We start from the raw sequence: 23,693 nt of genomic DNA, 5'->3' as shown, positions 1-23,693 counted from the left end.
ACTATCATCCCCTCACCTGCGCCAGAATCTGTTCCGCTCCTTTGGCTATCAAACTGGCCGCCACCGCTTCTCCCAGCTTTTGCGGATCATTTCCCTGGAGCGTTTCCTTCAAAATAACCTCGCCATCTGGCGATCCTACCATGCCTGTGAGGCTGATTTCTTGACCAGCCCAGACCGCATGAGCCCCGATCGGCACTTGACATCCCCCATTTAACACGCCCAGAAAGGTTCGTTCTGCCGCAACGGTAGCCGAGGTATCCCGGTCGTTGTAAAGGCGAAGCAAGGCCAATAGCTCTTCGTCGCTCGCACGACATTCAATACCCAGCGCTCCCTGCCCAACCGCCGGCAAACAGTCTTCTTCCGGTATATAGGACGTAATTCGCTCTTTCCAGCCCATCCGATGCAAGCCTGCTGCCGCCAAAATGATAGCGTCAAAACCTTCCGTCTCCAGCTTTTTCAGACGGGAATCAATATTACCACGCACAGGCTCCAATTGTAGATCAGGTCGCATGGACTTGATTTGACTGGCTCTGCGCAGGCTGCTCGTGCCCACCTTTGCCCCTTGAGGCAAATCCTCCAGGCTCTTGGCGCCCAATGTGATCAGGCAATCACGTGGATCCTCACGGCGCGGCACAGCGCCGTTGACAAGCCCTTCCGGCAATTCGGAAGGCATATCCTTCATACTATGTACTGCCATATCAATCTCACCAGCCAGCATGGCCTGTTCAATTTCTTTGACAAAAAGCCCTTTGCCACCCACTTTGGACAAGGTTACATCCAATATTCGATCACCCTTGGTGAGGATTTTCTTCACAACAAATTGCAAATCCATTCCATGCTCCGCGCATAGCGCGTTCAAATCTTCAATGACATGCCCGGTCTGAGTTAACGCCAGCGCACTCTGTCTGCTGCCTACCACAATTGTTCGCATGTTATTCCTCCTGATTTTGCGCAATCCATACGTCTATTTCTTTTTCGGTCCAAGCCATAAATTCATGACGACGTATTTGATCTAAAATATCGCTATTCGCCAAGCGCCTCAGTAGTTTGGTCCTTTGCTGCGGGGAACTTATCTTATGTTTGATGATCTGTCGCATATCGTGCATGAAATCCAGATATGGCTCGTATTCGCTACCAAACAACGTATCCAAAGCTGATGTAATATCAGAGGTCACAGCAGGGCCAGCCCCTTCTGTGGAAATACTAATCGTCAGTCTTCCTCGTCGAATGATACCCGGCGTTATAAAGTCTCCATCTTCCGATCGATCCGCTACATTTACCAGTATACCCCTTTGTCTGGCCTCATGTGCAACCTCATAATTCACTTCTCTCTGGTTCGTTGCCGCATATACAAGAAAGGCTCCCTGGAGGTCACCCTCGCGATATACGCGATTTACCCAGTGGAGCTGCTTGTGATCCGCCAGAACCTGTAAATCCGGCGTTATATTCGGGCTAATGACGGTAATGAATGCCCCACTTTCCATCATCCCCTTTACCTTTCGTTCCGCAATCCTACCGCCACCTACAACACAACAGATCTTATTCTTACAATTCAACGAAATCGGGACAAAATGCTGCAAAAGGCTTTTCACTCTCCCGTCCACTGATGAAATACAGACCAGGAATTCAGCAAAAAATTAAGAATCAATAGCGTGTAGCCGACCAATGCCCACTTTGCCATCACAAGCCCTGAACGCTGATTCAATCTTTTGCTCACTAAAAATACAATATACACGCACAAGGCAATTGCTGTCATCAGCACCTTGGTATCGAGCAAGAGACGCCAGCGTTCCTCGGCAATAATAGAAATAACGGCAACTACAATAGAGACTCCCAACAAAGGAGTACCAATCAACAGCGCCATATGCGTATACCGATCCATCATTTCCAGACTCGGCAGGCGTCTGATCGTGTCATTCCATTTCTTTACTTTCAATTTACGATGCAAAAACAGATATAACCCCGAAAATACAGCCGCTACCGTCATTGCTACAAAACCAAGATTAGCCAGCGCAATATGAATCAGGAGCAGCCCATGTACTGTATGCCAATTTCCAAGCGGGTTGTCGAGAGGCTCCATCCATATATTGTTGAGCACCAGCACTGCAAAACTAATAATATTAAGCAGCAATACCGCAAATTCGGATCGCTGATAACGTGTCAGAATCAAAGAAATCAGTACCAAAATAACTGAGAACAGAAATAGAAAATCGTAGGTCACGAAAATCGGAAGATGCCCTTCATTCCAGGTTCTTATACCCATATAAACAAGCTGGAGCACCAGAACGACAACAAGAAGCCCTGTACCTGTCCGTTTAGCATTCGCATTGCGACGAATCCCATCCGAGAATACAAACAGAAGGCTCAGGGCAAAAACATAAATCATTGAATCATATATAAGCATACCTAAAGCCACTTCTGTTCACCCACCTTTACAGGCTGGCCGGCGCAAACGACGCTGGCAAAGCCTGAGCCTGAACGGTTTTTTCATGAACACCGGCTTCCGGTTTCATTAACGCAGATGCATCGCTTTTATCTACTTTCTGAGCGGCGTCATCCAAACGATCCTCCAGAGCAAAAATGTGGCTAAACATGTCTAGCGCCTCATTTCCCTGCTTTTGGACAGCCAGTTCCTTTACCCGATTGATCGGATCATGCATCATCTGATTCAGCATACTCTTCGTCAAGCGGCTAATCACTTTGCGTTGCCGTTCATCCAGCTCGGGAAGCTTATTGAACAAGCTTTCCAACGTATCCTGATGTACAGACTCCGCTTTTTCCTGTAATGCACGAATCACCGGACGCACTCCCATCGTTTTCAACCATTGATAAAACTCGCTAAGCTCATCTTCGATCATATGCTCGATTTTTGTAGCTTCGGTACGGCGCATTTCCAAATTGCTCTCCACGATCCCTTCCAGATCATCAATATCGTACAGGAAAACATTCTTTAATTCACCAATAGCCGGGTCGAGATCACGCGGAACCGCAATATCAATCATAAACAAAGGACGGGACTGTCGACGTTTCATACTTGCTTCAACCCGAGTCCGATCCAGAATATAACCCTGGGCACCTGTCGAACTAATAACAATATCTACATCCGCCAACCGATTCATGCCTTCCTCCATCGTAACCGGCGTTCCATGGAACTTGGAGGCAAGGTCTTCCGCACGGGACAAGGTTCGATTTGCTACAATAACCTCGGCTGCTCCGCCGCTGTACAAATGCTTAACAGTAAGCTCGCTCATTTTACCAGCACCGAGAATCAGTACCTTTTTATCGGTAAACATCCCGAAAATCCGTTTGCCCAGCTCAACTGCTGCATAGCTAACAGATACGGCACTTTCTCCAATAGACGTCTCCGAATGGGCACGCTTGCCCAATGTGACGGCCTGCTTAAACAACATATTAAACCAAGTTGCCGTAATTTTCTGGGATTGAGCCTGAAGAAAAGCGTTCTTTACCTGTCCCAAAATTTGTGTTTCTCCGATTACCATAGAATCAAGACCACAAGTCACACGGAACAAATGCCGAATCGCCTGCTCGTCCTCATATATATATAAATGTTGTGTAAATTGATCACGCGGAATGCCAAACCATTGCTCCATAAAACTGCGTATAAAATAACCGCACATGTGAAGGCGGTCCACCACAACATATATTTCAGTCCGATTGCAGGTTGCGACAACTACGCCCTCCAACACACTTTTGGTAAGTTTGAGTTGTTCCAGCGCTTTTGGCAAATCTTGTTCTGCAAATGTAAAACGCTCTCTGACTTCCACAGGCGCCGTACGATAATTCAACCCAACAACGACGATGTGCATTGCAAATTCACCTGCCTAAACTGTAATAAGAATAACCACTGTTATCATAAACTATGTTAATTATATCACAGAAGTCCGAATCTCCTCCGGCTGTTTTATGAATTGTTTATGAAAATTGGATGGCTTTCATGACATCTAGCACGTTCTGTATATTTGATTTAGTGTAAACCACTTTTAAAACAAATAACCATGGAAATGTTCCATGGTTATAATATAGGACGCACAAATGGCTCCTTAAGAACGATTTACACTAACTCGGCCAGCTTGCACTCTGGTGATTCCACCTGAAGTTCTCCCAAGCCGCGAATCAGCTTCTTCGCATATGTTTTTTTTGGTTTTAGAACGGATACCAGGTAATCAATAGCCAGCTGCGGATCGACAGTCTCACCGCAAGTATAACAATCAATAGCGGCAAATCCTCTCTCAGGATACGTATGAATAGAGAGATGACTCTCCGACAACAGTACAAGCACGGTAGCTCCCTGTGGTTCGAATTGCTTGGATTGAACGGACATCACCGTTGCTCCGCAAGCTTCAGCTGCTTCAACTAATTGAGCCTGCAAAAACTGCGCATCATTCAGTAATTCAAACTCAACACCCCAAGTATCTACGGCAACGTGTCTTCCGAAAGTTGAGTACTCCAATTCCATCTTTCGGTTCCCCCTTCCTAGGAATAAAATGTTTGAAAAAATTTCATCCGCTAGGACCTACGTCATTCACTTCCCGAGGGAATAACCTCTCGCAACATTCAATGTCCTGAGTGAATCCTGGTTCCTATATTCATTTTCAACGAGATTAAAAATAACATCTATGTGCAGCAAATGCAATCATTTTTTTGGAATAAAAAAGCCCCTTTCGGTAAAGAAAGGGACCACACTGCATAACGATTCATTCCATATATTCATGCCTTATTAAGCTTCCAGTGCAAATAATTTTGAGCAACTCATTCGAAGCTTGTGGTCAATCTGTTCCAACTCCAAGAAAGTGCGCGCCAAATTCCGCTGGTCAAGCAACGAATTAATGAGATCATATACGTCTGATATTTCATTTTCGACGTTCTGATGCTGAAAAAGCTGTTGCAGTTCCTGCACCGTATTTTTATATTCAAATACCAGCTTAGAGCCTGCGGCATTCTTCTCCATAATTTTACGAACCGTACCTTCATTATAAAAATACACCATAGTGAATCCTTGATACATTCGGTAAACGATGCCTTCACCCTTAAAACGAACAAAAAGTTTGCGTATAAACAGGGTTAGTTGCGGATGAATTAAGCGGCAAGTCAATTCACACACAAACGCTCCCTCTTTGACTTCAAAAAACAAATGAACTTCCTCACCCGCACTATGCTCCAGAACGATTTCCTGTCTTCCGTTATCCAGAACTTTAATGTGATAATGCACCTGGGGATCATCCATTGCCCGAAAAAATTCGTCCATTTGAGTTTCTGACAAGGTCAAAGTGGTTTTAACATACTCTGTGGCTAACCGCTGAGCCATACCAATCTCCTCAATTCTTTCCTGAACCTATAAGTTTAAGCTGTAAGCTTTATTATACATCAGACCTACAGCGCTTTTCTTGCCCATCAAATCATAAATTTCCGCCATACATCGAAAAAAACAAAAAATAATGGGGTTGAGACTGCATTATCCCCCATATACTCACTTTTCTGCTTAAATTCCACGAGTTCCTTTAGTTATTATATATTATTCCTACCATTTTAGTGAGTTTATTTTTTGAAGCTCGAATCATTAAAAAAGGACGCCCTTAAGGACGTCCCTAGCCTTACAATTCCGTCTGCTCTTCGTCGTCATTCTCTATATAGCTAGAGATGACAGACCACAGCTCTTCCTTACCCATACCTTCTTCGGATGAAAAGGGGATAAACAATCCCCCGGGAAGTATTCCGAGTTCCTGCTTGATTACCTTATAATGCTTTTCTCGTCGCGTTTTAGGGATTTTATCTGCCTTCGTGCCTACAACACATACGGGAAGCCCATTATGACGCAGCCAATCATACATCATGATATCGTCCTTGGACGGCGGATGGCGCAAATCCACCATTTGAAGCACCAGTTTGAGTGGCTCACGCTCCAGCAAATAGGACTCAATCATCTGCCCCCAAGCCTTACGGGACGTTTTGGATACCTTGGCGTAACCGTAACCAGGAAAATCGACAAAATAGAGATCATCATTAATCCGGTAATAATTGAGTTGCTGGGTTTTACCTGGCGTAGAACTGGTACGCGCCAAATTCTTACGGTTAATCAACCGATTAATCAGTGAAGACTTTCCTACATTGGAGCGCCCCGCCAGAGCAATCTCTGGCAAAGCGTCCACAGGAAACTGATCAGGGCCAACCGCACTTATTATAAATTCTGCTTTTGTTACTTTCATTATGTCCTTAATTCCTCTCTAATGTACCCTTGCCTGCTCAACCAAAGCATGCTTTAGCACCTGATCCATATGGGCAACGGGGACAAATTCAACATCCTGCCGGATACTGTCGGGAATATCCTTCAAATCCCGTTCATTATCTTTGGGAAGCAGAATTTTTTTGTAGCCTGCCCGATGGGCAGCCAGCGACTTCTCTTTTAAACCACCAATCGGCAATACACGGCCGCGCAGTGTAATTTCGCCCGTCATAGCCACATCCTTGGATACATGGCGGTTGGTCAAAGCTGAAATTAATGCGGTAGCAATAGTAATTCCCGCAGATGGGCCATCTTTCGGAATCGCACCCTCAGGAATATGAATGTGGATATCATTCTTCTCGTAAAAGTCCAGTTCAATACCCAGATCAACTGCTTTCGAACGAGTGTAGCTGAATGCCGCCTGTGCTGATTCCTTCATAACGTCTCCCAGTTTACCCGTAAGAATCAGTTTACCGCTACCAGGTACGACCGTCACTTCAATCATCAGTGTTTCACCACCGACCTCTGTCCATGCCAAGCCTGTAACCGTACCGATCTGATCCTCCAGTTCTGCAACACCGTAACGGAATTTAGCGATACCCAGATAATCCTTCAGATTATCCGGTGTGATTTGAATCGGGCCTTCGCCACCAGATACAACGGACTTCGCCGCCTTGCGGCACAGAGAAGCCATTTGTTGCTCAAGATTCCGTACACCGGATTCACGGGTATATTCGCGAATGACACGCAGTAACGTATCCTCCCCGATAACCAGTTGTTCCTCGTCCAAGCCATGCTCTCTCTTCTGCTTGGGCAATAGGTACCGATTGGCGATTTCCAGCTTCTCCAGTTCGGTGTAGCCAGGAATATAGAGTGTCTCCATGCGGTCCATTAGCGGACGCGGGATGTTGTGTGCAGCATTGGCTGTCGTTACAAACATCACATTGGACAGATCAAACGGCAGCTCGACAAAATGGTCACTGAACGTATTGTTTTGTTCAGGATCAAGCACTTCGAGCAGTGCCGCCGATGGATCCCCTCGAAAATCGGAAGCCATTTTATCAATCTCATCCAGCAAAAATACCGGATTAGACGTTCCTGCGGTCTTCATCCCTTGAATGATCCGCCCCGGCATCGCGCCAACATAAGTCCGGCGGTGACCACGGATTTCCGCTTCATCCCGCACACCTCCGAGAGAGATGCGGACAAATTCCCGACCCATGGATTTGGCAATCGAACGGGCCAACGAAGTCTTGCCGACCCCTGGCGGACCTACGAGACACAGAATCGGTCCCTTAATGGTCTTCACCAGCTTACGTACAGCCAAATACTCCAATACACGCTCCTTGGGTTTATCCAGTCCGTAGTGGTCGTTATTGAGTACTTCTTCAGCTTTGACGATATCCAGATCATCATCGGTAAACTTGTTCCATGGCAAGCTTAACAACCAATCAACATAATTACGGATGACGCCACCCTCGGCAGAGCTTGCCGGCATTTTTTCCAAACGGTCGATTTCCTTTTCGACCTTCTCCTTCACCGGAACAGGCAGCTTCAGTTCACTTAGCTGGTTGCGCAGTTCTTCAACTTCTCCTGCGCGGCCTTCCTTCTCGCCAAGTTCCTTTTGAATCGCCTTCATTTGTTCACGCAGATAATACTCCTTCTGCGTCTTCTCCATTTGCTTCTTCACACGCTGGTTGATTTTCCGTTCCAGCTCCAGTACTTCACGCTCATTGTTCAAAATATCCAGAAGCTTCTCCAGACGCTGAGTAACGTCGATCGTCTCCAGTATATCCTGCTTTTCCTTAATTTTGAGCGTCAGGTGACTTGTGATCACGTCTGCAAGCCGTCCTGGCTCCTCAATATCGGATACCGCAGCGAGAGTCTCCGGTGTTACCTTTTTGGACAAGTTGATATAATGCTCGAACTGAGTTAATACAGTGCGCATAAGCGCATCTGTCTCAGGCTGTACGTTTTCTGCCTCGTGCAGCTCCTTCGCCATTACCTCGTAATATTCTTCATTGTCCGTATATTGAATAATCTCGGCGCGTTCCAGCCCTTCCACCAATACTCGAATGGTTCCATTAGGAAGCTTGAGCATCTGGCGTACCTTGGCTACCGTGCCGACTCGAAAGATATCCTCTTGTGTGGGTTCTTCAATATTTACTTCTGATTGAGAACACAGGAGAATCAAATTGTCTTCAACCATCGCTTTTTCCAAAGCCTTGACCGATTTTTCCCGGCCCACATCGAGATGCAGAACCATGCTCGGGTAGACCAGAAGCCCTCTTAAAGGCAGCAAAGGAAAACGACGACCTTTTGTCTTGGTGGGTCCCATCGCTTTCGCACCTCCAGTGATTCTCAGGTTCCGGATTTTACAATCCTCACGTTGCTATCTTTCATATTTTATCAAATGTTTTATGAAAAAACCAATGAAAGGGTAGTTTATCAGCAAGATCCTGTATCTGATATCGTCCCGTTATGCGTTCCATCAGCCTGTAACAAGGAAGATTGGGATGGGCGAAAAGTCTCAATTGGCGCATGCACAGGCAAATCCGATGTCATCTCTTCCCCAAACACATGTCGGAACACTTCGGTAACCGACTGTACGGGGATGACTTTTAAACCCTCAATGCTGTCAAAAAGAGCTTGCCAGTTATCCTGCGGAATGATCACTTTTTTGGCTCCCGCCTGAAAAGCGGCTTCAACCTTGGCTAACACACCACCAATCGGTTTGACACGACCATGGATGCTAACTTCGCCAGTCATAGCAATTTCATGATCCACCGGAATTCCCCGCATCGCGGAAGCAATAGCTGTTGCCATCGCAATTCCTGCGGACGGGCCATCTACCGGCGTACCCCCGGGGAAATTGATATGCAGATCGTAATTCGACGGAGCCAATCCGAGCGTACGCAAAACGGTCAGAACATTTTCCACAGAACCTTTAGCCATGCTCTTACGGCGCAGTGTGCGGGATCCACCTCCGATTTCTTCCTCGTCCACGACCCCCGTAATATTATAGCTCCCCTTCCCCTCAGGAACCGGAACCGCGGTAACTTCAATTTCCAGCAGCATTCCCATGTTTGGGCCATATACAGCTAATCCGTTAACAAATCCGATTTGCGGCAAGCCCGGTATTTTTCGGTCAGGACGCGGCTGAATTTGACTGCTGCCCGCTACCCATTCCACGTCGGAAGCATTGAGACGTTCCCTTTTCTCGGTAAGTGCCAAACCAGCAGCAAGCTGGATCATATTGACCGCCTCCCGGCCGTTCGTGGCGTAACGCTGTACAACTTCTACCGCCTCAGGACAAGGACCAAAGCCTAGCTTGTGGACAGCATCCTCAGCAATACGGGCAATCTCCTGTGGCTGCAAGGCACGGAAATAAATTTCCATGCACCGGGAGCGAATCGCAGGTGGCAGTTCATGTGGCGAACGGGTCGTCGCACCTACCAAACGAAAATCCGCTGGCAAACCGTTTTGGAAAATATCGTGGATATAAGCAGGAGTATGTGAATCTTCCGAGTTGTAATACGCACTTTCCAAAAACACCTTGCGATCCTCCAGCACTTTCAACAGTTTATTCATCTGCGTTGGATGCAGCTCACCAATCTCATCGATGAACAGCATACCCCCATGGGCCTTCGTTACAGCTCCAGGCTTAGGCTGCGGTATACCCGCCACTCCCATCGCTCCTGCCCCTTGATAGATTGGATCATGCACTGAACCTATCAGCGGGTCCGCAATACCGCGCTCGTCAAAGCGGGCCGTCGTGGCATCAATCTCCGTGAATTTGGCATCTCCCTTGAACGGGGATGACAGATTCTTCTTAGCCTCTTCCAACACCACGCGTGCAGCAGCCGTTTTCCCTACACCCGGCGGGCCATAAATAATGACATGCTGCGGATTCGCACTACATAACGCCGCCTTGAGCGCGCGCAATCCGTCCTTCTGACCCACGATATCCTGTAATGTGGCAGGACGTGTGCGTTCAGCCAATGGTTTGGTAAGTGAAATTGAACGCAATTTGCGTAGCTTATCTAATTCCTTCCGGGATTCTCGATCCACCGCACTACGGTTCGTTTTCTGGCTCCGCAGGAGGTTCCAGAAATACAGACCAATAACAATCCCGAAAAACATTTGCACCAATAACAAAATCATAGTCAAGTCCATCGTATTTCCTCCGTTTCTCATCTCAGCAATTTGAAAAATGCCGCTCTATGAAAAACAGTATTTCCTTTTCCGCGATAGCTAAACGGCGGTCTTTCAAAAGATCAGAGAGAAATACAAAAACACCGCGAAGAACAGTTCTGTAGCAGAGCTGCTCTCCACGGCGTATAAATGATGACAATAGATTATGACTATGCCTCTTTATAATAACTGCTTTTGCCTACACCTTCTCGGCGGTATGACGTTCTTCACGTCCAGGGATTTTCCCTGTTTCCTCATATGCCTTGACGATGATATCAATTTCTTTTTTCAATTCCTCGACCATATCAGCCTCAGGTACTTTGCGAATCATTTTTCCATAACGGAACAAAAGGCCTTCACCACGCGCTCCGGCAATTCCGATATCAGCTTCCTTCGCTTCACCCGGGCCATTTACTGCACAACCCAGTACCGACACTTTAATCGGTACCTTGAGTTTTGCAATGTAATCTTCTACCTCGTTGGCAATAGAGAACAGATCAATATCCAGACGTCCGCAAGTCGGACAAGAAATCAGTGTAGCTGCGTTTGTGATCAATCCAAACGTCTTGAGCAACTCACGTGCTACCTTCACTTCTTCCACCGGATCAGCACTGAGCGAAATACGCATTGTGGAGCCGATGCCTGATGCCAGCAAAGCGCCCATACCTGCTGCGCTTTTAACCGTACCCGTAAAGAGCGTACCAGCTTCGGTAATACCCAGATGGAGCGGATACTTAATAATTTCAGCGGCCTTCGTATAAGCGGCAATCGCCATAGGAACATCAGACGCCTTCAGTGACACAATAATGTCATGGAAATCAAGCTCTTCCAGTATCCCGATATGATACAGTGCGCTTTCTACCATCGCTTCTGGCGTAGGGTAGCCATACTTATCAAGTAAATGTTGTTCCAACGACCCGGCGTTCACACCAATCCGAATTGGAATCCCTTTTTCCTTACACGCCTTAACGACAGCTTCCACTTTTTCACGTCGTCCAATGTTACCTGGATTAATGCGAACCTTATCAATTCCATTTTCAATTGCCAGTAGAGCCAGCTTGTGATTAAAGTGAATATCTGCAACCAACGGAATATGAATCCGTTTTTTTATTTCCTTAATGGCTGCGGCAGCTTCCTCATTGTTGACGGTAACCCGTACCAGTTGACATCCGGCTTCTTCCAAGCGAAGAATCTCGGCTACAGTTGCTTCCACATCTGCTGTTTTGGTTGTACACATGCTTTGGATGATGACTTCATTGCTGCCGCCAATCGTCAGATTCCCGACTTTAACGGGACGTGTGTCTTGTCTTAAGAACATGTACTTTTCTCTCCCATTAACGCCAAACCTCCACCCCTTAAAACCTCATACAGGTTTAGTGAAGTGGAGATCCGGCTTCTCATGTTTTAGAGATCGCGAAGTATCAATCCTTAGGCGCTCTCTTCTTGTTTTTTATCCTTATCTGTACCACCGAGTTCCGGTGCGATTTTGTCTTTTACAACCTGCTCATTGATGACGCAAGTAGTCACATCCTCACGGGAAGGAACTTCATACATTACGTCCAGCATAATACCTTCGATGATCGCGCGAAGGCCACGGGCACCCGTGTTACGCTTGATCGCTTCGCGAGCAATGGCCTCCAGAGCATCTTGCTTAAACTCCAGTTGTACATTATCCAGCTCAAGCAGCTTCTGGTATTGCTTCGTTAACGCATTTTTTGGTTCGGACAGAATACGAACCAATGTGTTCTCATCAAGCGGCTCCAGCGTAGAAATTACCGGCAAGCGTCCTACAAATTCCGGAATCAGACCGAATTTCAAAAGATCCTCAGGCAATACCATTGAAGTATATTCGCCTGGTTTCAGATCTTTTTGTTCGCTAGTAGCGTTAAAGCCGATGACCTTTTTGCCGATACGGCGTTTGATCATTTGCTCCAGACCATCAAAGGCACCACCGCAAATGAACAGGATATTCGTGGTGTCAATTTGAATGAACTCTTGATGTGGATGCTTGCGACCGCCTTGTGGAGGTACAGAAGCAACCGTGCCTTCCAAAATTTTAAGCAACGCCTGCTGTACACCTTCACCCGATACGTCACGCGTAATGGACGGGTTTTCGGATTTGCGGGCTACTTTATCAATTTCGTCAATGTAGATAATGCCGCGTTCGGCTTTTTCCACATCATAATCGGCAGCTTGAATCAGTTTCAGCAAAATATTTTCAACGTCTTCACCCACATAACCTGCTTCCGTAAGGGAAGTGGCATCTGCGATAGCAAAAGGAACGTTCAGAATTTTAGCCATGGTTTGCGCAAGCAACGTTTTACCCGAACCTGTAGGTCCAAGCATCAAAATGTTACTTTTTTGCAGTTCCACATCATCAATTTTGTTTTGAGTATTAATACGTTTGTAGTGATTATACACCGCTACAGACAACGATTTTTTCGCTTGATCCTGACCAATGACATATTGGTCCAGAATGTCACGGATTTGCATTGGTTTCGGAATGTCTTTCAGATCTACTTCTTCTTCATGACCCAATTCCTCTTCTACAATCTCCGTGCACAACTCAATGCATTCGTCACATATATATACGCCCGGTCCAGCAACAAGCTTGCGAACCTGATCCTGAGATTTACCGCAGAAAGAACATTTCAATTGTCCTTTTTCATCATTAAATTTAAACATAGAGCCACCCCTTTACAGATTAATCGGTTTAGACAGCACCTGGTCAATGATACCGTATGCTTTTGCCTCTTCCGCTTCCATGAAGAAATCCCGGTCAGTATCACGTTCGATTTTTTCGAGGGGCTGACCCGTACGCTCTACATAGATTTGATTCAGCTTAGCACGTGTTTTGATAATCCAGTCCGCATGAATCAGCATATCGGAGGCTTGCCCCTGAATGCCACCGAGCGGCTGATGGATCATGACTTCACTGTTGGTAAGCGCGTATCTCTTGCCTGGCGCACCCGCTGTGAGCAGCAATGAACCCATACTTGCAGCCATGCCTACACAGATCGTCGATACGTCCGGCTTAATGAATTGCATTGTATCATATATACCCATGCCCGCAGTTACAGAACCGCCTGGCGAGTTAATGTACAAATTAATATCCTTCTCTGGATCTTCCGCAGAAAGGAACAATAGCTGTGCAATGACGAGATTGGCGACATCGTCATCAATCGGGCCACTTAGGAAAATAATACGATCCTTAAGCAACCGCGAGTAAATATCGTAAGATCGTTCTCCTCGATTCGTTTGTTCCACAACCATAGGGACGAGACTCATCACGACCAACCTCTTTTCTTTATTAAAATGAACACCTGTATTCATCCGCTTCCTTATGTCCCATTAAAACGGAAGCAGCAATCATGAAACGTGAACACCTTACAAAATATTTTAACATGTTCAGAGTCTCGTGTCATATTTGCATGCGCTCATATATGCAGTGCGAGCTGTTTACAGTACACTCTGCCGAGACCTTCTCATATTTAACCATGTTTCGTATGTATGTGCAAATATACGGAAGTGACTTATGTAAAACAAAAAACACGACTCACAGCACTTTCCATAAACGACTAAAATTTGGATTACCAAAGGTAAAAATAAGGCACGTAACTTTCACTACGTGCCTTATCCCTATCTAATTGCTACGTTGCAGCTTGTTACAGCATACTCCGTATATTTTATCGTCTGAATTATTCAGCAGCTTCAACTGGCGCTTCAACTTCTTTGCTGTTTTCTACCAACAAAGCAATTGTTTTGCGCAGTGAAATTTCTTCTTTCAGGTTAGCGAACGAGCCGTTACCTTCCAGAATGCTGCGGATTTCCTCAACTGAACGTTTGTAAGCTTCAGCCATGTTTTTCAGTTCTTCATCAATTTCCGCTTCGGAAACTTCGATGTTTTCCGCTTTAGCCACTTGCTCCAGCACGAGGTTGTTACGTACGCGCTTCTCAGCATCAGCTTTCATTTGCTCTTCCAGGTCTTCCTTGCTTTGACCAGAGAATCCGAGGAACATTTCAAGGTTCATACCTTGGCTACGCAAACGGTTGTCGAAATCGCGAACCATGTTTTGCACTTCGCTCTTCACCATTGCTTCAGGAATGTCGATTGTTGCATTTTCAGCAACTTTCTCCACTACAGCACCCTCGCGGGCTGCTTTAGCTTCGTTTTCCTTACGATCCAACAATTGCTTTTTCAAGTCTTCCTTGAATTCAGCCAGTGTGTCAAATTCGCTTACATCTTTAGCAAATTCATCGTCCAGTTCAGGAAGAACTTTGCGTTTCAGTTCGTGAACTTTCACTTTGAATACCGCTTGTTTGCCAGCGAGGTCAGCAGAATGGTAGTTCTCAGGGAACGTTACTTCAACGTCCTTGGAATCGCCAGTGTGCAAACCAACCACTTGCTCTTCAAAACCAGGGATGAATGTGTTAGATCCCAGTTCCAAAGAATACTTCTCAGCTTGTCCGCCTTCGAATGGTACACCGTCCACGGAACCGTCGAAGTCAATAATAGCTGTATCACCGGATTGAGCAGCATCTTCATCAACGACAACCAATTCAGCATGACGTTGTTGCAGGCGCTCCAGTTCTTGAGCCAGTTCTTCGTCGCTTACTTCGAGTTTGCTTACAGGCACTTCTACGCCTTTGTAATCGCCCAAAGTCACTTCAGGTTTAACAGTAACCTTCGCTTTGAACTTGAAAGATTCGCCTTTAGCAAATTGATCAATTTCAACGTCAGGGCTGTCAACCGGGAAGATGTCCGTTTGCTCTACAGCTTGGCTGTAAGCTTCTGGCAACAGGATGTCAATTGCATCCTGGTACAAACTTTCAATACCATAGCGTTTTTCAAAGATAGGACGTGGTACTTTACCTTTACGGAATCCTGGTACACTTACTTGTTTTGCCACTTTATTAAAAGCTTTGTCGAGTGCAGCGGCTACACGATCCGCGTCAACCTCAACTTCAAGAACCCCAAGGTTCTTCTCTATTTTCTCCCAAGTTGCTTTCATTTTATGCTTTCCCCTCCAACAAAATCTTCACTTAGTTTTCATTACAATCAACGCACACAAAATAACCACTATAGTATATCTAACATTACTGTCTTTTTCAAGAGCAGCCCTTTGAATGCTTCACAGGAAAACGTTTCCGGTCATTAAGGAGTGTTCATTCCCGCCGCTACGAATAGTCGCATCGACCGATACGCCTGCTCAAAACGGAAACGCAACGCATCTGTAATGCCATATATAGCACGGGTTTCTTCCTCATTATTATTTCCGTTCAAACTTTCCGAAACTGTCTGGTGGAGTGCTGCAGCCCAAATATCCGGCATTCCGTCCTCTTCCACCAACATTGATCTATAATCTTTCGTACCGTATACTGCCATCACAAACTGTGACCACAGCTCCTGTGCAAAATAGAATAGTGTAGGCTCGTGCACCTCAGTCTGATCAGCCACCCGTTCCAAAATACGCATAATCGACTCTGGAAAATCACCTGGCTGTAACGGAACCGTTTCAATGTCGATTTCCGCTTGTTCATCACCCCGTCTGATTTCTATCGTCCCTTCCGTTCCGCGTCGTCGCATTGTCTGTAGAACACGGAATTGAAGTAAAGGATGGATTTCCCGTTCCGTAATCCAGCGAAGCAAGGCATCGTCGATTTCTGGGAGTTCCAGATAGGACAACTGCTCCAACGCTAAAATCGTCTGTTCGGATAAGGGTTCATCCATAGCCATCCGCAACAGCTTGTTGCCGTAGCCTGCATCCTGCTCCTGCTTAAAGCGTGCATGACGGCGAGCTAACTCTACTTCACTGACTTCTTCTTCCACAGCGTCCGTTACCGCCCCGCTGTCAGTGTACTGTGGAAATGCAGCTTCCAGCCATTGTAATAGAGCGTTCCATTCATCGTATTGCTTCTGCTCCTGTCCTTGACACTGCATTAAAAAACGCAGCATCGCCATCGCCTCTCCGTAACGTTCGTTTTCAAGCATCACAGTAAGTTGAATTTGATAATAGTCCAGTGTCTTCGGAAACAATACAATATTATTTTCTTTTGTCGTCACCTTGGAGTCCTTTATTCAAGGCACCCCCTCTCCTTCGCAAGCTCAAGTATTTGTAGATTATATGAGAAACAGTAGCTGAAGTCCAACCACTCGTCTTACACATATTCACCTGTATTCTAACATACCCTTTTATAAGGCAAAAAAAACTACTTCTACTCAGAATTTATGCTGTATAAAGCTTAAATAAGCGATATATGCAAAATAAGACTTGAATTTCTTTTATCCATATGATATATTGATATTCGCTTGAATTTTATGTCCCAGTAGCTCAGCTGGATAGAGCAACGGCCTTCTAAGCCGTCGGTCGGGGGTTCGAATCCCTCCTGGGACGTCATAACAAGAAGCTTCCATAATGGAGGCTTTTTTTTGTTCTCATGAGATAAACCACGGGGGAACGTCGGGCCATCGGCATCATTTAGCCTATACTTCGCAGTCGACCATAGGAGAGTTCTCTCCGGATATATTACACCAAAAAAAGCTTCCGCAAGGAAGCTTTTTTTCAATATAAAAATGTAGAAAGAGTAGTCTGCCCAACGCTACTTTAGGCACTGGTTTCAGTCTCTACTCTTTCAAAAAAACGCAGAAATTGCTATCATCTATCATGTCTCACCATTTTTAAGTAAAGGAGGTAAACTGACTCCCTTGACTACGAATAAACTCCCAAAATCGCGGGAAATTCATCGTTTCGTTGCCACTTTGCTTTCCATATTAGGTACTGGATTGGGTATGTTTTATCTCGCCATTCCTTCCTATATGATTGGAGGAGCGGCTCTTATCATCACACAGGGAATTCTGATCTATTTTACAATGTTTTCTCTCGGATACCTGCTTATTATCTCTGGACCGTTGGCCATTTTTTTTCACATTTTAGGCATTGTTTTTACAGTACGGTCTTTTCAAATTCCACACCATGCGGAGAGAGCACCGACGGTTGCATACTTGCCTTCCAAATGGCGTACTTTGCTCAGTCTCGCTTTGGGAGCTACACTTCTACTTCTCGCAGTCACAATGAAATACGTAGATATTATCGAGCCTTTTACACAAACAGGTGAAAATAAACGCAACGTAGCCGCAGAATCAGAGCAATATCTGGAGCAGAAATACGGAGAGGACTTTCAAATTCAAAATATTAGCTATCATAGTATTCCCTTCACTGAATATACCATGGAGGCGATCTCTAATCGTCATCCTTCTGTCCTTTTTAATATGACCAAGCGTCCTTATGAGGATGTCCCATTTAGAGAAAATTATCTTAACGCCCTTTGGGAGAACCAACTGGACATGAAACTGAAACCCGTTATACAGAAGCTTTACGATGATTCAGCCGCTGTTCATTCTGGGGTGCAAGAAGGGAATACGGATAAAATGATTAAAGAATACGACGATTTTAAACTGAATCCCGAAGCGGTCGGCGATCAGTATATTCGTATAATTATATTCGAGGATCTAACTGACTCAGGATTGCCATTGGAAAAAGAACGGGTGTTACAAACCGTGAAAGTTCTCAAGACAGTGTTGGCCGGAAATAAAGCCTCATTAGATATCGAATACTTCCCTTTGACTATGAATACCAAACGAAACCTTAAGGCAATAGAAATAAACGATTATATGTTTGGTCAGGACCATTTTGATGAAAAGACCTATGAAGTCCAGATAGAAGACATTTATAAACTTATGTCAACAAAGGATATACAAATCACATCGCTTGACCGCGTGAATTAGCAAGGAGATTAATCAAATGAAATTAATATCTTGGAATGTAAATGGCTTAAGAGCCTGTGTGACCAAAGGGTTTTATACTTATCTAAAAGAAACAAATGCCGATATTTTTTGCGTACAGGAAACGAAGCTTCAAGCAGGTCAAATCCATATGGAGAACATGGAGGAATACACACAATACTGGAATTATGCTGAGAAAAAAGGATATTCCGGCACGGCTATTTTCACCAAAATCAAGCCGCTCTCTGTGCATTATGGACTTGAAGAAAATGAAGAACCGGAGGGCCGAACCATTACTCTGGAATTCGAAAAATTTTATCTCGTCAATGTGTACACACCGAATACCAAACGGGACTTATCCCGACTGCCCTACAGACTGGAATGGGAAGACCGTTTTCGCAGCTACCTGCAACAACTGGATGCTTTGAAGCCTGTCATCGTTTGTGGAGACTTGAACGTAGCTCATCAAGAGATCGATCTCAAAAATGCCAAAGCTAACTACGGAAATGCCGGATTTACGCCTGAGGAACGAGAACGCATGTCACAGCTGCTAGACGCCGGATTTATAGATACCTTCAGAACCTTTTATCCTGACCGGACGGATGTTTATTCCTGGTGGTCCTACATGCCAAAGGTGAGAGAAAGGAATATCGGCTGGCGGATTGATTACTTCCTCGTCTCGGAGAGACTTCGTCCGCTATTGATGGATGCGAGCATTGATTGTCATATTACAGGCAGTGACCACTGCCCTGTGATATTGGATTTGCAAGATATTTCAGCATAGGTCCCCCTGCCTGAAACAATAATTTATGAAGTCTTAAAAAGCCGTCATGCTCTGTTATTGCAGCATGACGGCTTTAATTCATGGAGCTATGTCCCCAAATATACCTCGATACGGGAAATCAAGCGATCTCTCACATCTTGTGCCTCTTTTTGATCTAATGCAACCTGGCTTATCGTCTTCTTTTCGCCACTGGCGTAATGCAGTACATACTGGGTCACTATGCATTCCGGTGCATAAGTATCCTTGCGGCCCGTATTAAAATAAGTCACCTGGCAGCTTCCGAGAAAACAGAAAGATAACTCACCTGTAGCTGTAAACAGCCAGCCTGGCAGCTTGGGCTCCAGTCTCAAGGATAGGCCCCTATGATCATAGCCAAACGGCTGCCCGCCGGTCATCATCCATATCCACATATGAATAAATTCTGCCGTAGATCCGCTCAGCCTCGCAATATATCCCGTTCCATGCAAACTTGCATCAGGATTAGCCATACTAGCAATAAAGGAGCTGTTCTCCAGCGTGCTTCTTCCGTAGACCTCTGGGTCCATAAAAGGCGGTAACGCTTTTTTAATGTCTGAAAAAAATTCAGTGTATAGACCCGCCCTTAAGCATTCAAGTAAATATTTATATTCCATATGCATAAATATAGATTCATTTTCCAGCCACCCCGGCGTAAAAGCTCTGGAACGACCGAGTTCGAATGGCTGCCCCGCCAGACTTTCATTCACCTTAAACATGCCCAGCTTCCTGTCGTAAAGCCCGCTCTGTCTGATTTGCCGATACAGCTTCTGCCCATTTACAATGTCACCAACCACTTTCATAGCCCGGGTCGGTCCCTCCAGAAAATATGGTGTATCCTTACGTTCGAAGGAATGTATGTTTACGAGCTTGCCTTCGCAGTCATCCTCCTGTACCCCGAATTCTCTGGCTTCATAATAAAAGAAGGTTGGGTATATCCCCTCACCGATAAGCAGAGCCTTATCCATCCCCTGTCGGAGCTTACGTTCAGCCTGGCGCAAAAACACCAGCACATCATCAAACGCTAGTGGTGTTTCTACCCCTTCAAATCCAAAACGAACTGTTTCTCGATACGCTTCTCTAGCATCCGAAATTCGTGACCAGAAGCTGTAATCCTTGCTTTCATTCCTGTAATCAGCCTCATCAGAAGCGTGGTAGTATTCCTCCATTGTGAGCCTCAGCTGTTGGATCAACTCAGCAACTTCTCTCGGCAACCGTAGCACAGAATCGCCCGAAAGCTTCACCTGTGCATTTATTAAAAATCTTACGAGTCGCTGTAATTCACACAGTTCACTGAATCCAGAAGCAAACAGCCCCGGAAGTCCGTTCATGGAATCATTCCATCCCGGCTTGCCCGCCTCCATCTCAATTCCCAAGCCCTCCGGGTCCAGCGTGGACAGCTTGATGGCTGCCAATGACAGCAGCTTTTCATATAAATTGGACTTATAAATCTCTCCGCTTCCATGTTCGGTTCGAACCCAATGAACATCGCGATCCCGGGCGTGCAGCTGAGCTTCTTTCTCCTTGCTCTCTACGACCGCCCCGTACTGACGGATACGTCCGTCCTTCATCTGCACGTATTTGTTTCGACGTGGCTGTACCCATGCCGGACTATCGTAATACATGTACTCTCGGGTCGCGAGCAAGAGTTCCTTTTGTTTGTCTGGATAGATACTTAGATAACTTTCGATTAGATCCATGTTATACGTCCAATGGTCGATCCAGAAGCCTTCACCAAAATCAGCCTCATAGCATTGTTCGGAATGCTTGAGAACTTCGGTTACAAACGTCTCAACCGTTTGCTTTAGCGCGATGTTGTCATGAAGGATATGTTGAATCAGCTCACCCGGGGTGAACGACGATTGAAAAAAAGCACGCAAAGACGAATGAGCTGCCACCTCCACCTGTCCCAGCAACGGTTCCAGCTCTCGTATTTGAAAGCTACACCCCTTTACAACAAGCGGATTATAGCCGTCTGGCTGAATCAGGCTCATAAACAAACGGATATTGAAATCTCCTACGCCGGGGTTAAACCACACATCATTTCTCCGGTTCTGGTTTGCATCGCGAAAATTACCATTTCCTTGAGAATAATATCCCGCCTGGAGCTTGAAGAAATTATAGTCCCGTTCCAGATCCCCATGCTTGCGCGAAAATACATGATATACAAATGGTTGCTCGGTGCCGTTATCCAGCAGCAATGGATAACCACCGCGTAACAGGTTATCCAGATAGTTCTGACGGCAGTATTCGTCAAATAGCGGAATGGATGTCCGCGTTGCCATTTCATCCGTCAACTCTTCTATCAACGCTTTGGCTTCCTCCGCCTTCCGTTCAATATAAGACATGGTTGCAATTTCCGTAATTCGTTCATTGATAGAGTGAATATCATTCACATGCCCGATGATCGTACAGTGATTGACGGCAGTACCTGCCGCTAGTCGTGCTGTGTAGCCGCTAAACCCACAAGGCACTTTATTCGTCGTCACAGGCTGCTGCGAAACCAAGTCTTCGACGCGTGAATGGATAAAGCGATCCGGGAAGGTCAGTGCCGTATTTTCACCAAATATTACGGACGGATCGACAATTGGACTCAATAGCCTGGTCTTGCCCTCCTCCTCCACAAAGCTGTACATAAAATGTCCCGCTTCAATTTGATGAATCTCACTTGTATCCGCTGTACTTCCACGTACCTTATAGTAAGGAATGCTGTTGTTGAGATTATACACATCCATCCAGCTTTTCAGTGTATGTCCAAGCTCCTTGTATGCCCCATTATCAATACCGAAGGGCAACACGGCAGGCATGCCGTCCAGCACCTCCAGTTCAAGCTCTTGAGCGGAATGATCGACAATCTCCACCTTGCGCACCAAAGCAGCGTAACTTTCATGAGGAAGCGTGAAATATTGCACACGCACCTCAAGACCTGTGTCTGGATTGGAGCTATGTATTTCCAGCATGTGGCGGGATATCAGCATTTTTTGCTGTTCACGCTTCATAGGATGCACAGCCGAAAATGGCTCCACATAGCTCCACTCCCCCTGCATCTTGACCTTTAAAAACGTTCGAAAGCCATGTATCGGCACGAGACTATAGCTGCGGTTGGCCGGAAAAAACTCCATGATTGCTCCATTCTTATCCTCCACACCAAAGCTCGCAATTCCTTGTCCACGATTAACATAATATGCCCACAGAGGAATCCCCTGAACCCCAGCAATACCGGGTAGAAAACTGGAAAAGGGCTTGACCTGCGCATAATTCTCAATCACAAAACGTCCTTGATCGTCAAAATAATACTGCTGCATCGTATCCCCCTTTTCTATTTAAAACCCGTTATTCGCCATCACTTGTTTGAACCACAGCGCACTTTGTTTGGGAGTCCGTTCCTGTGTGTCGTAATTGATGTGTATAATACCGAAACGTTTGCTGTATCCCCAGGCCCATTCAAAGTTATCGAGGAATGACCAGACAAAATAGCCCTTAAGCTGACCACCCTCCCCAATAAAGCGATGGCATGCCTTTAAATGTTCCTCAATGTAATGCTGACGCTCAATGTCCTCAATCTTTCCATTCACCAGTTCGTCCTTCATCGCTGCTCCGTTTTCCGTAATCAGGATAGGTAATCCCTTGGTAAAATCCTTCTCAATCCGCGTTAGCAGCTTATAAAAGGATTCAGGGTGAATCTCCCATCCCATATCCGTTACCGGTTCCTCTATGGAAATCTGCTCGACCTGAAGCAACGAAGCGTCTGTAGTCGCTTGAATGATACTGCGGGCGTAGTAGTTGATGCCCAAAAAATCCCCTGGCTGCTGAATCAGCTCCATATCACCAGGCTGTACAAAATCCAATCCGTTCAAGTGCCCCCCGTACCATTCCACCATATCCTCAGGGTATTTCCCGTTAAACAATGGCTCGGCAAACCAACGATTAATAAAACCATCCCGCCGGACAGCAGCGGCTACATCTTCGGGGTGTTCAGAGGCTGCATCGACATGCTCCATGTTTAGCGTAATACCGATGTTGCCCGTCAGGCCCTTTTCCTTGTGTAAGTTCATGGCTATCCCGTGACACATCAGAATATGATGAGCCGCAGTAAAGGCTTCCCTCCAGTTCTCGTGGCCGGGGGCATGCTCGCCTGTGCCATAGCCCAAAATAGAGGCGCAGTAGGGCTCATTTATCGTATTCCACCAGCTTATACGCTGTCCAAATCGATCCATAATTACAGAGGCATACGTTTTAAAATGTTGGATAATCTCTCGCTGCGTCCAACCGCCCTCGTCCTCAATCCACTGCGGTAGATCCCAATGATACAGCGTCAGCATTGGAATTAGCCCGGCCGACTCAATCTCATCCAGCAGACGCTCATAGAAGAGTAGCCCCTGTTCGTTAACCACACCGGGTGCGGGAATAATGCGCGGCCAGGCCACGGAAAAACGGTAATGTAAAAAGCCAAGTTGCTTCATTAATTGCACGTCTTCCTTAAAGCGGTGAAAATGGTCACAAGCCACATCTCCGCAGTCCCCTCCTATCACCTTCCCGGGTGCTCGACAGAAAGTATCCCAAATAGAAGGCGTTCTCCCTTCCTCATCCGCGCCACCTTCAATTTGATAAGAAGAGGTCGAAGTTCCCCACATAAACGTGGTGGGGAATGTATAGGTATTCTCACTCATACTCGG

The 23,693-nt window shown here is 45.9% G+C and carries 18 protein-coding genes and 1 tRNA gene; 3 read left to right on the top strand and 16 right to left on the bottom strand.

Annotation, left to right across the window (positions count from 1 at the left end; translation table 11 throughout):
- Positions 1-4: 4 nt before the first annotated feature.
- From hemC to ACQW03_RS17425, 14 genes are all read right to left on the bottom strand, one after another.
- Positions 5-931: a hydroxymethylbilane synthase gene (gene hemC, locus ACQW03_RS17490; protein WP_025722717.1), complete on the bottom strand. Its 927-nt coding sequence runs from the start codon at positions 929-931 to the stop codon at positions 5-7.
- Position 932: 1 nt separating this feature from the next.
- Complete coding sequence (locus ACQW03_RS17485) at positions 933-1,580, bottom strand: precorrin-2 dehydrogenase/sirohydrochlorin ferrochelatase family protein (protein WP_071642589.1); 648 nt, start codon at positions 1,578-1,580, stop codon at positions 933-935.
- An 8-nt stretch (positions 1,581-1,588) separates the two neighbouring features.
- A complete protein-coding gene (ccsA, locus tag ACQW03_RS17480; protein ID WP_071642591.1) occupies positions 1,589-2,416 on the bottom strand; it encodes a cytochrome c biogenesis protein CcsA in 828 nt (275 codons plus the stop codon).
- A 16-nt stretch (positions 2,417-2,432) separates the two neighbouring features.
- Entirely contained in the window at positions 2,433-3,827 is a 1,395-nt protein-coding gene (gene hemA, locus ACQW03_RS17475; RefSeq protein WP_053325974.1) for a glutamyl-tRNA reductase, read from the bottom strand.
- Between the two features lie 245 nt (positions 3,828-4,072).
- A complete protein-coding gene (gene speD, locus ACQW03_RS17470; RefSeq protein ID WP_441952418.1) occupies positions 4,073-4,471 on the bottom strand; it encodes an adenosylmethionine decarboxylase in 399 nt (132 codons plus the stop codon).
- Between the two features lie 267 nt (positions 4,472-4,738).
- Complete coding sequence (locus ACQW03_RS17465; RefSeq protein ID WP_076294409.1) at positions 4,739-5,326, bottom strand: non-ribosomal peptide synthetase module; 588 nt, start codon at positions 5,324-5,326, stop codon at positions 4,739-4,741.
- Between the two features lie 286 nt (positions 5,327-5,612).
- A complete protein-coding gene (gene yihA, locus ACQW03_RS17460) occupies positions 5,613-6,224 on the bottom strand; it encodes a ribosome biogenesis GTP-binding protein YihA/YsxC (protein WP_013311619.1) in 612 nt (203 codons plus the stop codon).
- Positions 6,225-6,242: 18 nt separating this feature from the next.
- Complete coding sequence (gene lon / locus ACQW03_RS17455; RefSeq protein ID WP_441950843.1) at positions 6,243-8,579, bottom strand: endopeptidase La; 2,337 nt, start codon at positions 8,577-8,579, stop codon at positions 6,243-6,245.
- A 110-nt stretch (positions 8,580-8,689) separates the two neighbouring features.
- Positions 8,690-10,417, bottom strand: coding sequence for an ATP-dependent protease LonB (lonB, locus tag ACQW03_RS17450; RefSeq protein WP_023989970.1), 1,728 nt, complete (start codon positions 10,415-10,417; stop codon positions 8,690-8,692).
- A gap of 217 nt (positions 10,418-10,634) precedes the next feature.
- Complete coding sequence (gene ispG / locus ACQW03_RS17445) at positions 10,635-11,753, bottom strand: flavodoxin-dependent (E)-4-hydroxy-3-methylbut-2-enyl-diphosphate synthase (RefSeq protein ID WP_023989971.1); 1,119 nt, start codon at positions 11,751-11,753, stop codon at positions 10,635-10,637.
- A 110-nt stretch (positions 11,754-11,863) separates the two neighbouring features.
- Positions 11,864-13,120, bottom strand: coding sequence for an ATP-dependent protease ATP-binding subunit ClpX (gene clpX / locus ACQW03_RS17440; RefSeq protein WP_013311623.1), 1,257 nt, complete (start codon positions 13,118-13,120; stop codon positions 11,864-11,866).
- A gap of 12 nt (positions 13,121-13,132) precedes the next feature.
- The gene (gene clpP / locus ACQW03_RS17435; protein WP_016324659.1) at positions 13,133-13,723 is read right to left on the bottom strand and encodes an ATP-dependent Clp endopeptidase proteolytic subunit ClpP; all 591 of its coding nucleotides are present in this window, start codon (positions 13,721-13,723) and stop codon (positions 13,133-13,135) included.
- 410 nt (positions 13,724-14,133) lie between these two features.
- Positions 14,134-15,447, bottom strand: a complete 1,314-nt coding sequence (gene tig, locus ACQW03_RS17430; protein ID WP_028541569.1) for a trigger factor — start codon at positions 15,445-15,447, stop codon at positions 14,134-14,136.
- A gap of 143 nt (positions 15,448-15,590) precedes the next feature.
- Positions 15,591-16,499: a hypothetical protein gene (locus ACQW03_RS17425; RefSeq protein WP_441950839.1), complete on the bottom strand. Its 909-nt coding sequence runs from the start codon at positions 16,497-16,499 to the stop codon at positions 15,591-15,593.
- Positions 16,500-16,756: 257 nt separating this feature from the next.
- Here ACQW03_RS17425 and ACQW03_RS17420 point away from each other — a divergent pair.
- From ACQW03_RS17420 to ACQW03_RS17410, 3 genes are all read left to right on the top strand, one after another.
- Positions 16,757-16,830 (top strand) — tRNA-Arg (locus ACQW03_RS17420).
- Between the two features lie 311 nt (positions 16,831-17,141).
- Positions 17,142-18,221 carry a hypothetical protein gene (locus ACQW03_RS17415; protein ID WP_104497853.1) on the top strand — a complete coding sequence of 360 codons (1,080 nt, stop codon included), beginning with the start codon at positions 17,142-17,144 and terminating at the stop codon, positions 18,219-18,221.
- A gap of 16 nt (positions 18,222-18,237) precedes the next feature.
- Complete coding sequence (locus ACQW03_RS17410) at positions 18,238-19,002, top strand: exodeoxyribonuclease III (RefSeq protein WP_104497854.1); 765 nt, start codon at positions 18,238-18,240, stop codon at positions 19,000-19,002.
- Between the two features lie 86 nt (positions 19,003-19,088).
- Here ACQW03_RS17410 and ACQW03_RS17405 read toward each other — a convergent pair whose 3' ends face one another.
- Both ACQW03_RS17405 and ACQW03_RS17400 read right to left on the bottom strand, forming a co-directional pair.
- The gene (locus ACQW03_RS17405) at positions 19,089-22,322 is read right to left on the bottom strand and encodes a cellobiose phosphorylase (protein ID WP_441950837.1); all 3,234 of its coding nucleotides are present in this window, start codon (positions 22,320-22,322) and stop codon (positions 19,089-19,091) included.
- An 18-nt stretch (positions 22,323-22,340) separates the two neighbouring features.
- Positions 22,341-23,687 carry a GH1 family beta-glucosidase gene (locus ACQW03_RS17400; protein ID WP_071642596.1) on the bottom strand — a complete coding sequence of 449 codons (1,347 nt, stop codon included), beginning with the start codon at positions 23,685-23,687 and terminating at the stop codon, positions 22,341-22,343.
- Positions 23,688-23,693 lie beyond the last annotated feature (6 nt).

It is taken from the genome of Paenibacillus sp. DRB1-1 (assembly GCF_052119485.1).
In the GTDB taxonomy this organism is placed as follows: domain Bacteria; phylum Bacillota; class Bacilli; order Paenibacillales; family Paenibacillaceae; genus Paenibacillus; species Paenibacillus polymyxa_B.
The sequence above is the reverse complement of the archived record's forward strand: the minus strand, read 5'-3'. Positions and strand labels throughout refer to the sequence as shown.

Excerpts from the sequence above, each read along its gene's own strand:
- hemC (WP_025722717.1), bottom strand. The coding sequence starts at position 931 with ATGCGAACAATTGTGGTAGGCAGCAGACAGAGTGCGCTGGCGTTAACT.
- hemA (WP_053325974.1), bottom strand. The coding sequence starts at position 3,827 with ATGCACATCGTCGTTGTTGGGTTGAATTATCGTACGGCGCCTGTGGAA.
- ACQW03_RS17465 (WP_076294409.1), bottom strand. The coding sequence starts at position 5,326 with ATGGCTCAGCGGTTAGCCACAGAGTATGTTAAAACCACTTTGACCTTG.
- yihA (WP_013311619.1), bottom strand. The coding sequence starts at position 6,224 with ATGAAAGTAACAAAAGCAGAATTTATAATAAGTGCGGTTGGCCCTGAT.
- lon (WP_441950843.1), bottom strand. The coding sequence starts at position 8,579 with ATGGGACCCACCAAGACAAAAGGTCGTCGTTTTCCTTTGCTGCCTTTA.
- lonB (WP_023989970.1), bottom strand. The coding sequence starts at position 10,417 with ATGGACTTGACTATGATTTTGTTATTGGTGCAAATGTTTTTCGGGATT.
- ispG (WP_023989971.1), bottom strand. The coding sequence starts at position 11,753 with ATGTTCTTAAGACAAGACACACGTCCCGTTAAAGTCGGGAATCTGACG.
- clpX (WP_013311623.1), bottom strand. The coding sequence starts at position 13,120 with ATGTTTAAATTTAATGATGAAAAAGGACAATTGAAATGTTCTTTCTGC.
- clpP (WP_016324659.1), bottom strand. The coding sequence starts at position 13,723 with ATGAGTCTCGTCCCTATGGTTGTGGAACAAACGAATCGAGGAGAACGA.
- tig (WP_028541569.1), bottom strand. The coding sequence starts at position 15,447 with ATGAAAGCAACTTGGGAGAAAATAGAGAAGAACCTTGGGGTTCTTGAA.
- ACQW03_RS17410 (WP_104497854.1), top strand. The coding sequence starts at position 18,238 with ATGAAATTAATATCTTGGAATGTAAATGGCTTAAGAGCCTGTGTGACC.
- ACQW03_RS17405 (WP_441950837.1), bottom strand. The coding sequence starts at position 22,322 with ATGCAGCAGTATTATTTTGACGATCAAGGACGTTTTGTGATTGAGAAT.
- ACQW03_RS17400 (WP_071642596.1), bottom strand. The coding sequence starts at position 23,687 with ATGAGTGAGAATACCTATACATTCCCCACCACGTTTATGTGGGGAACT.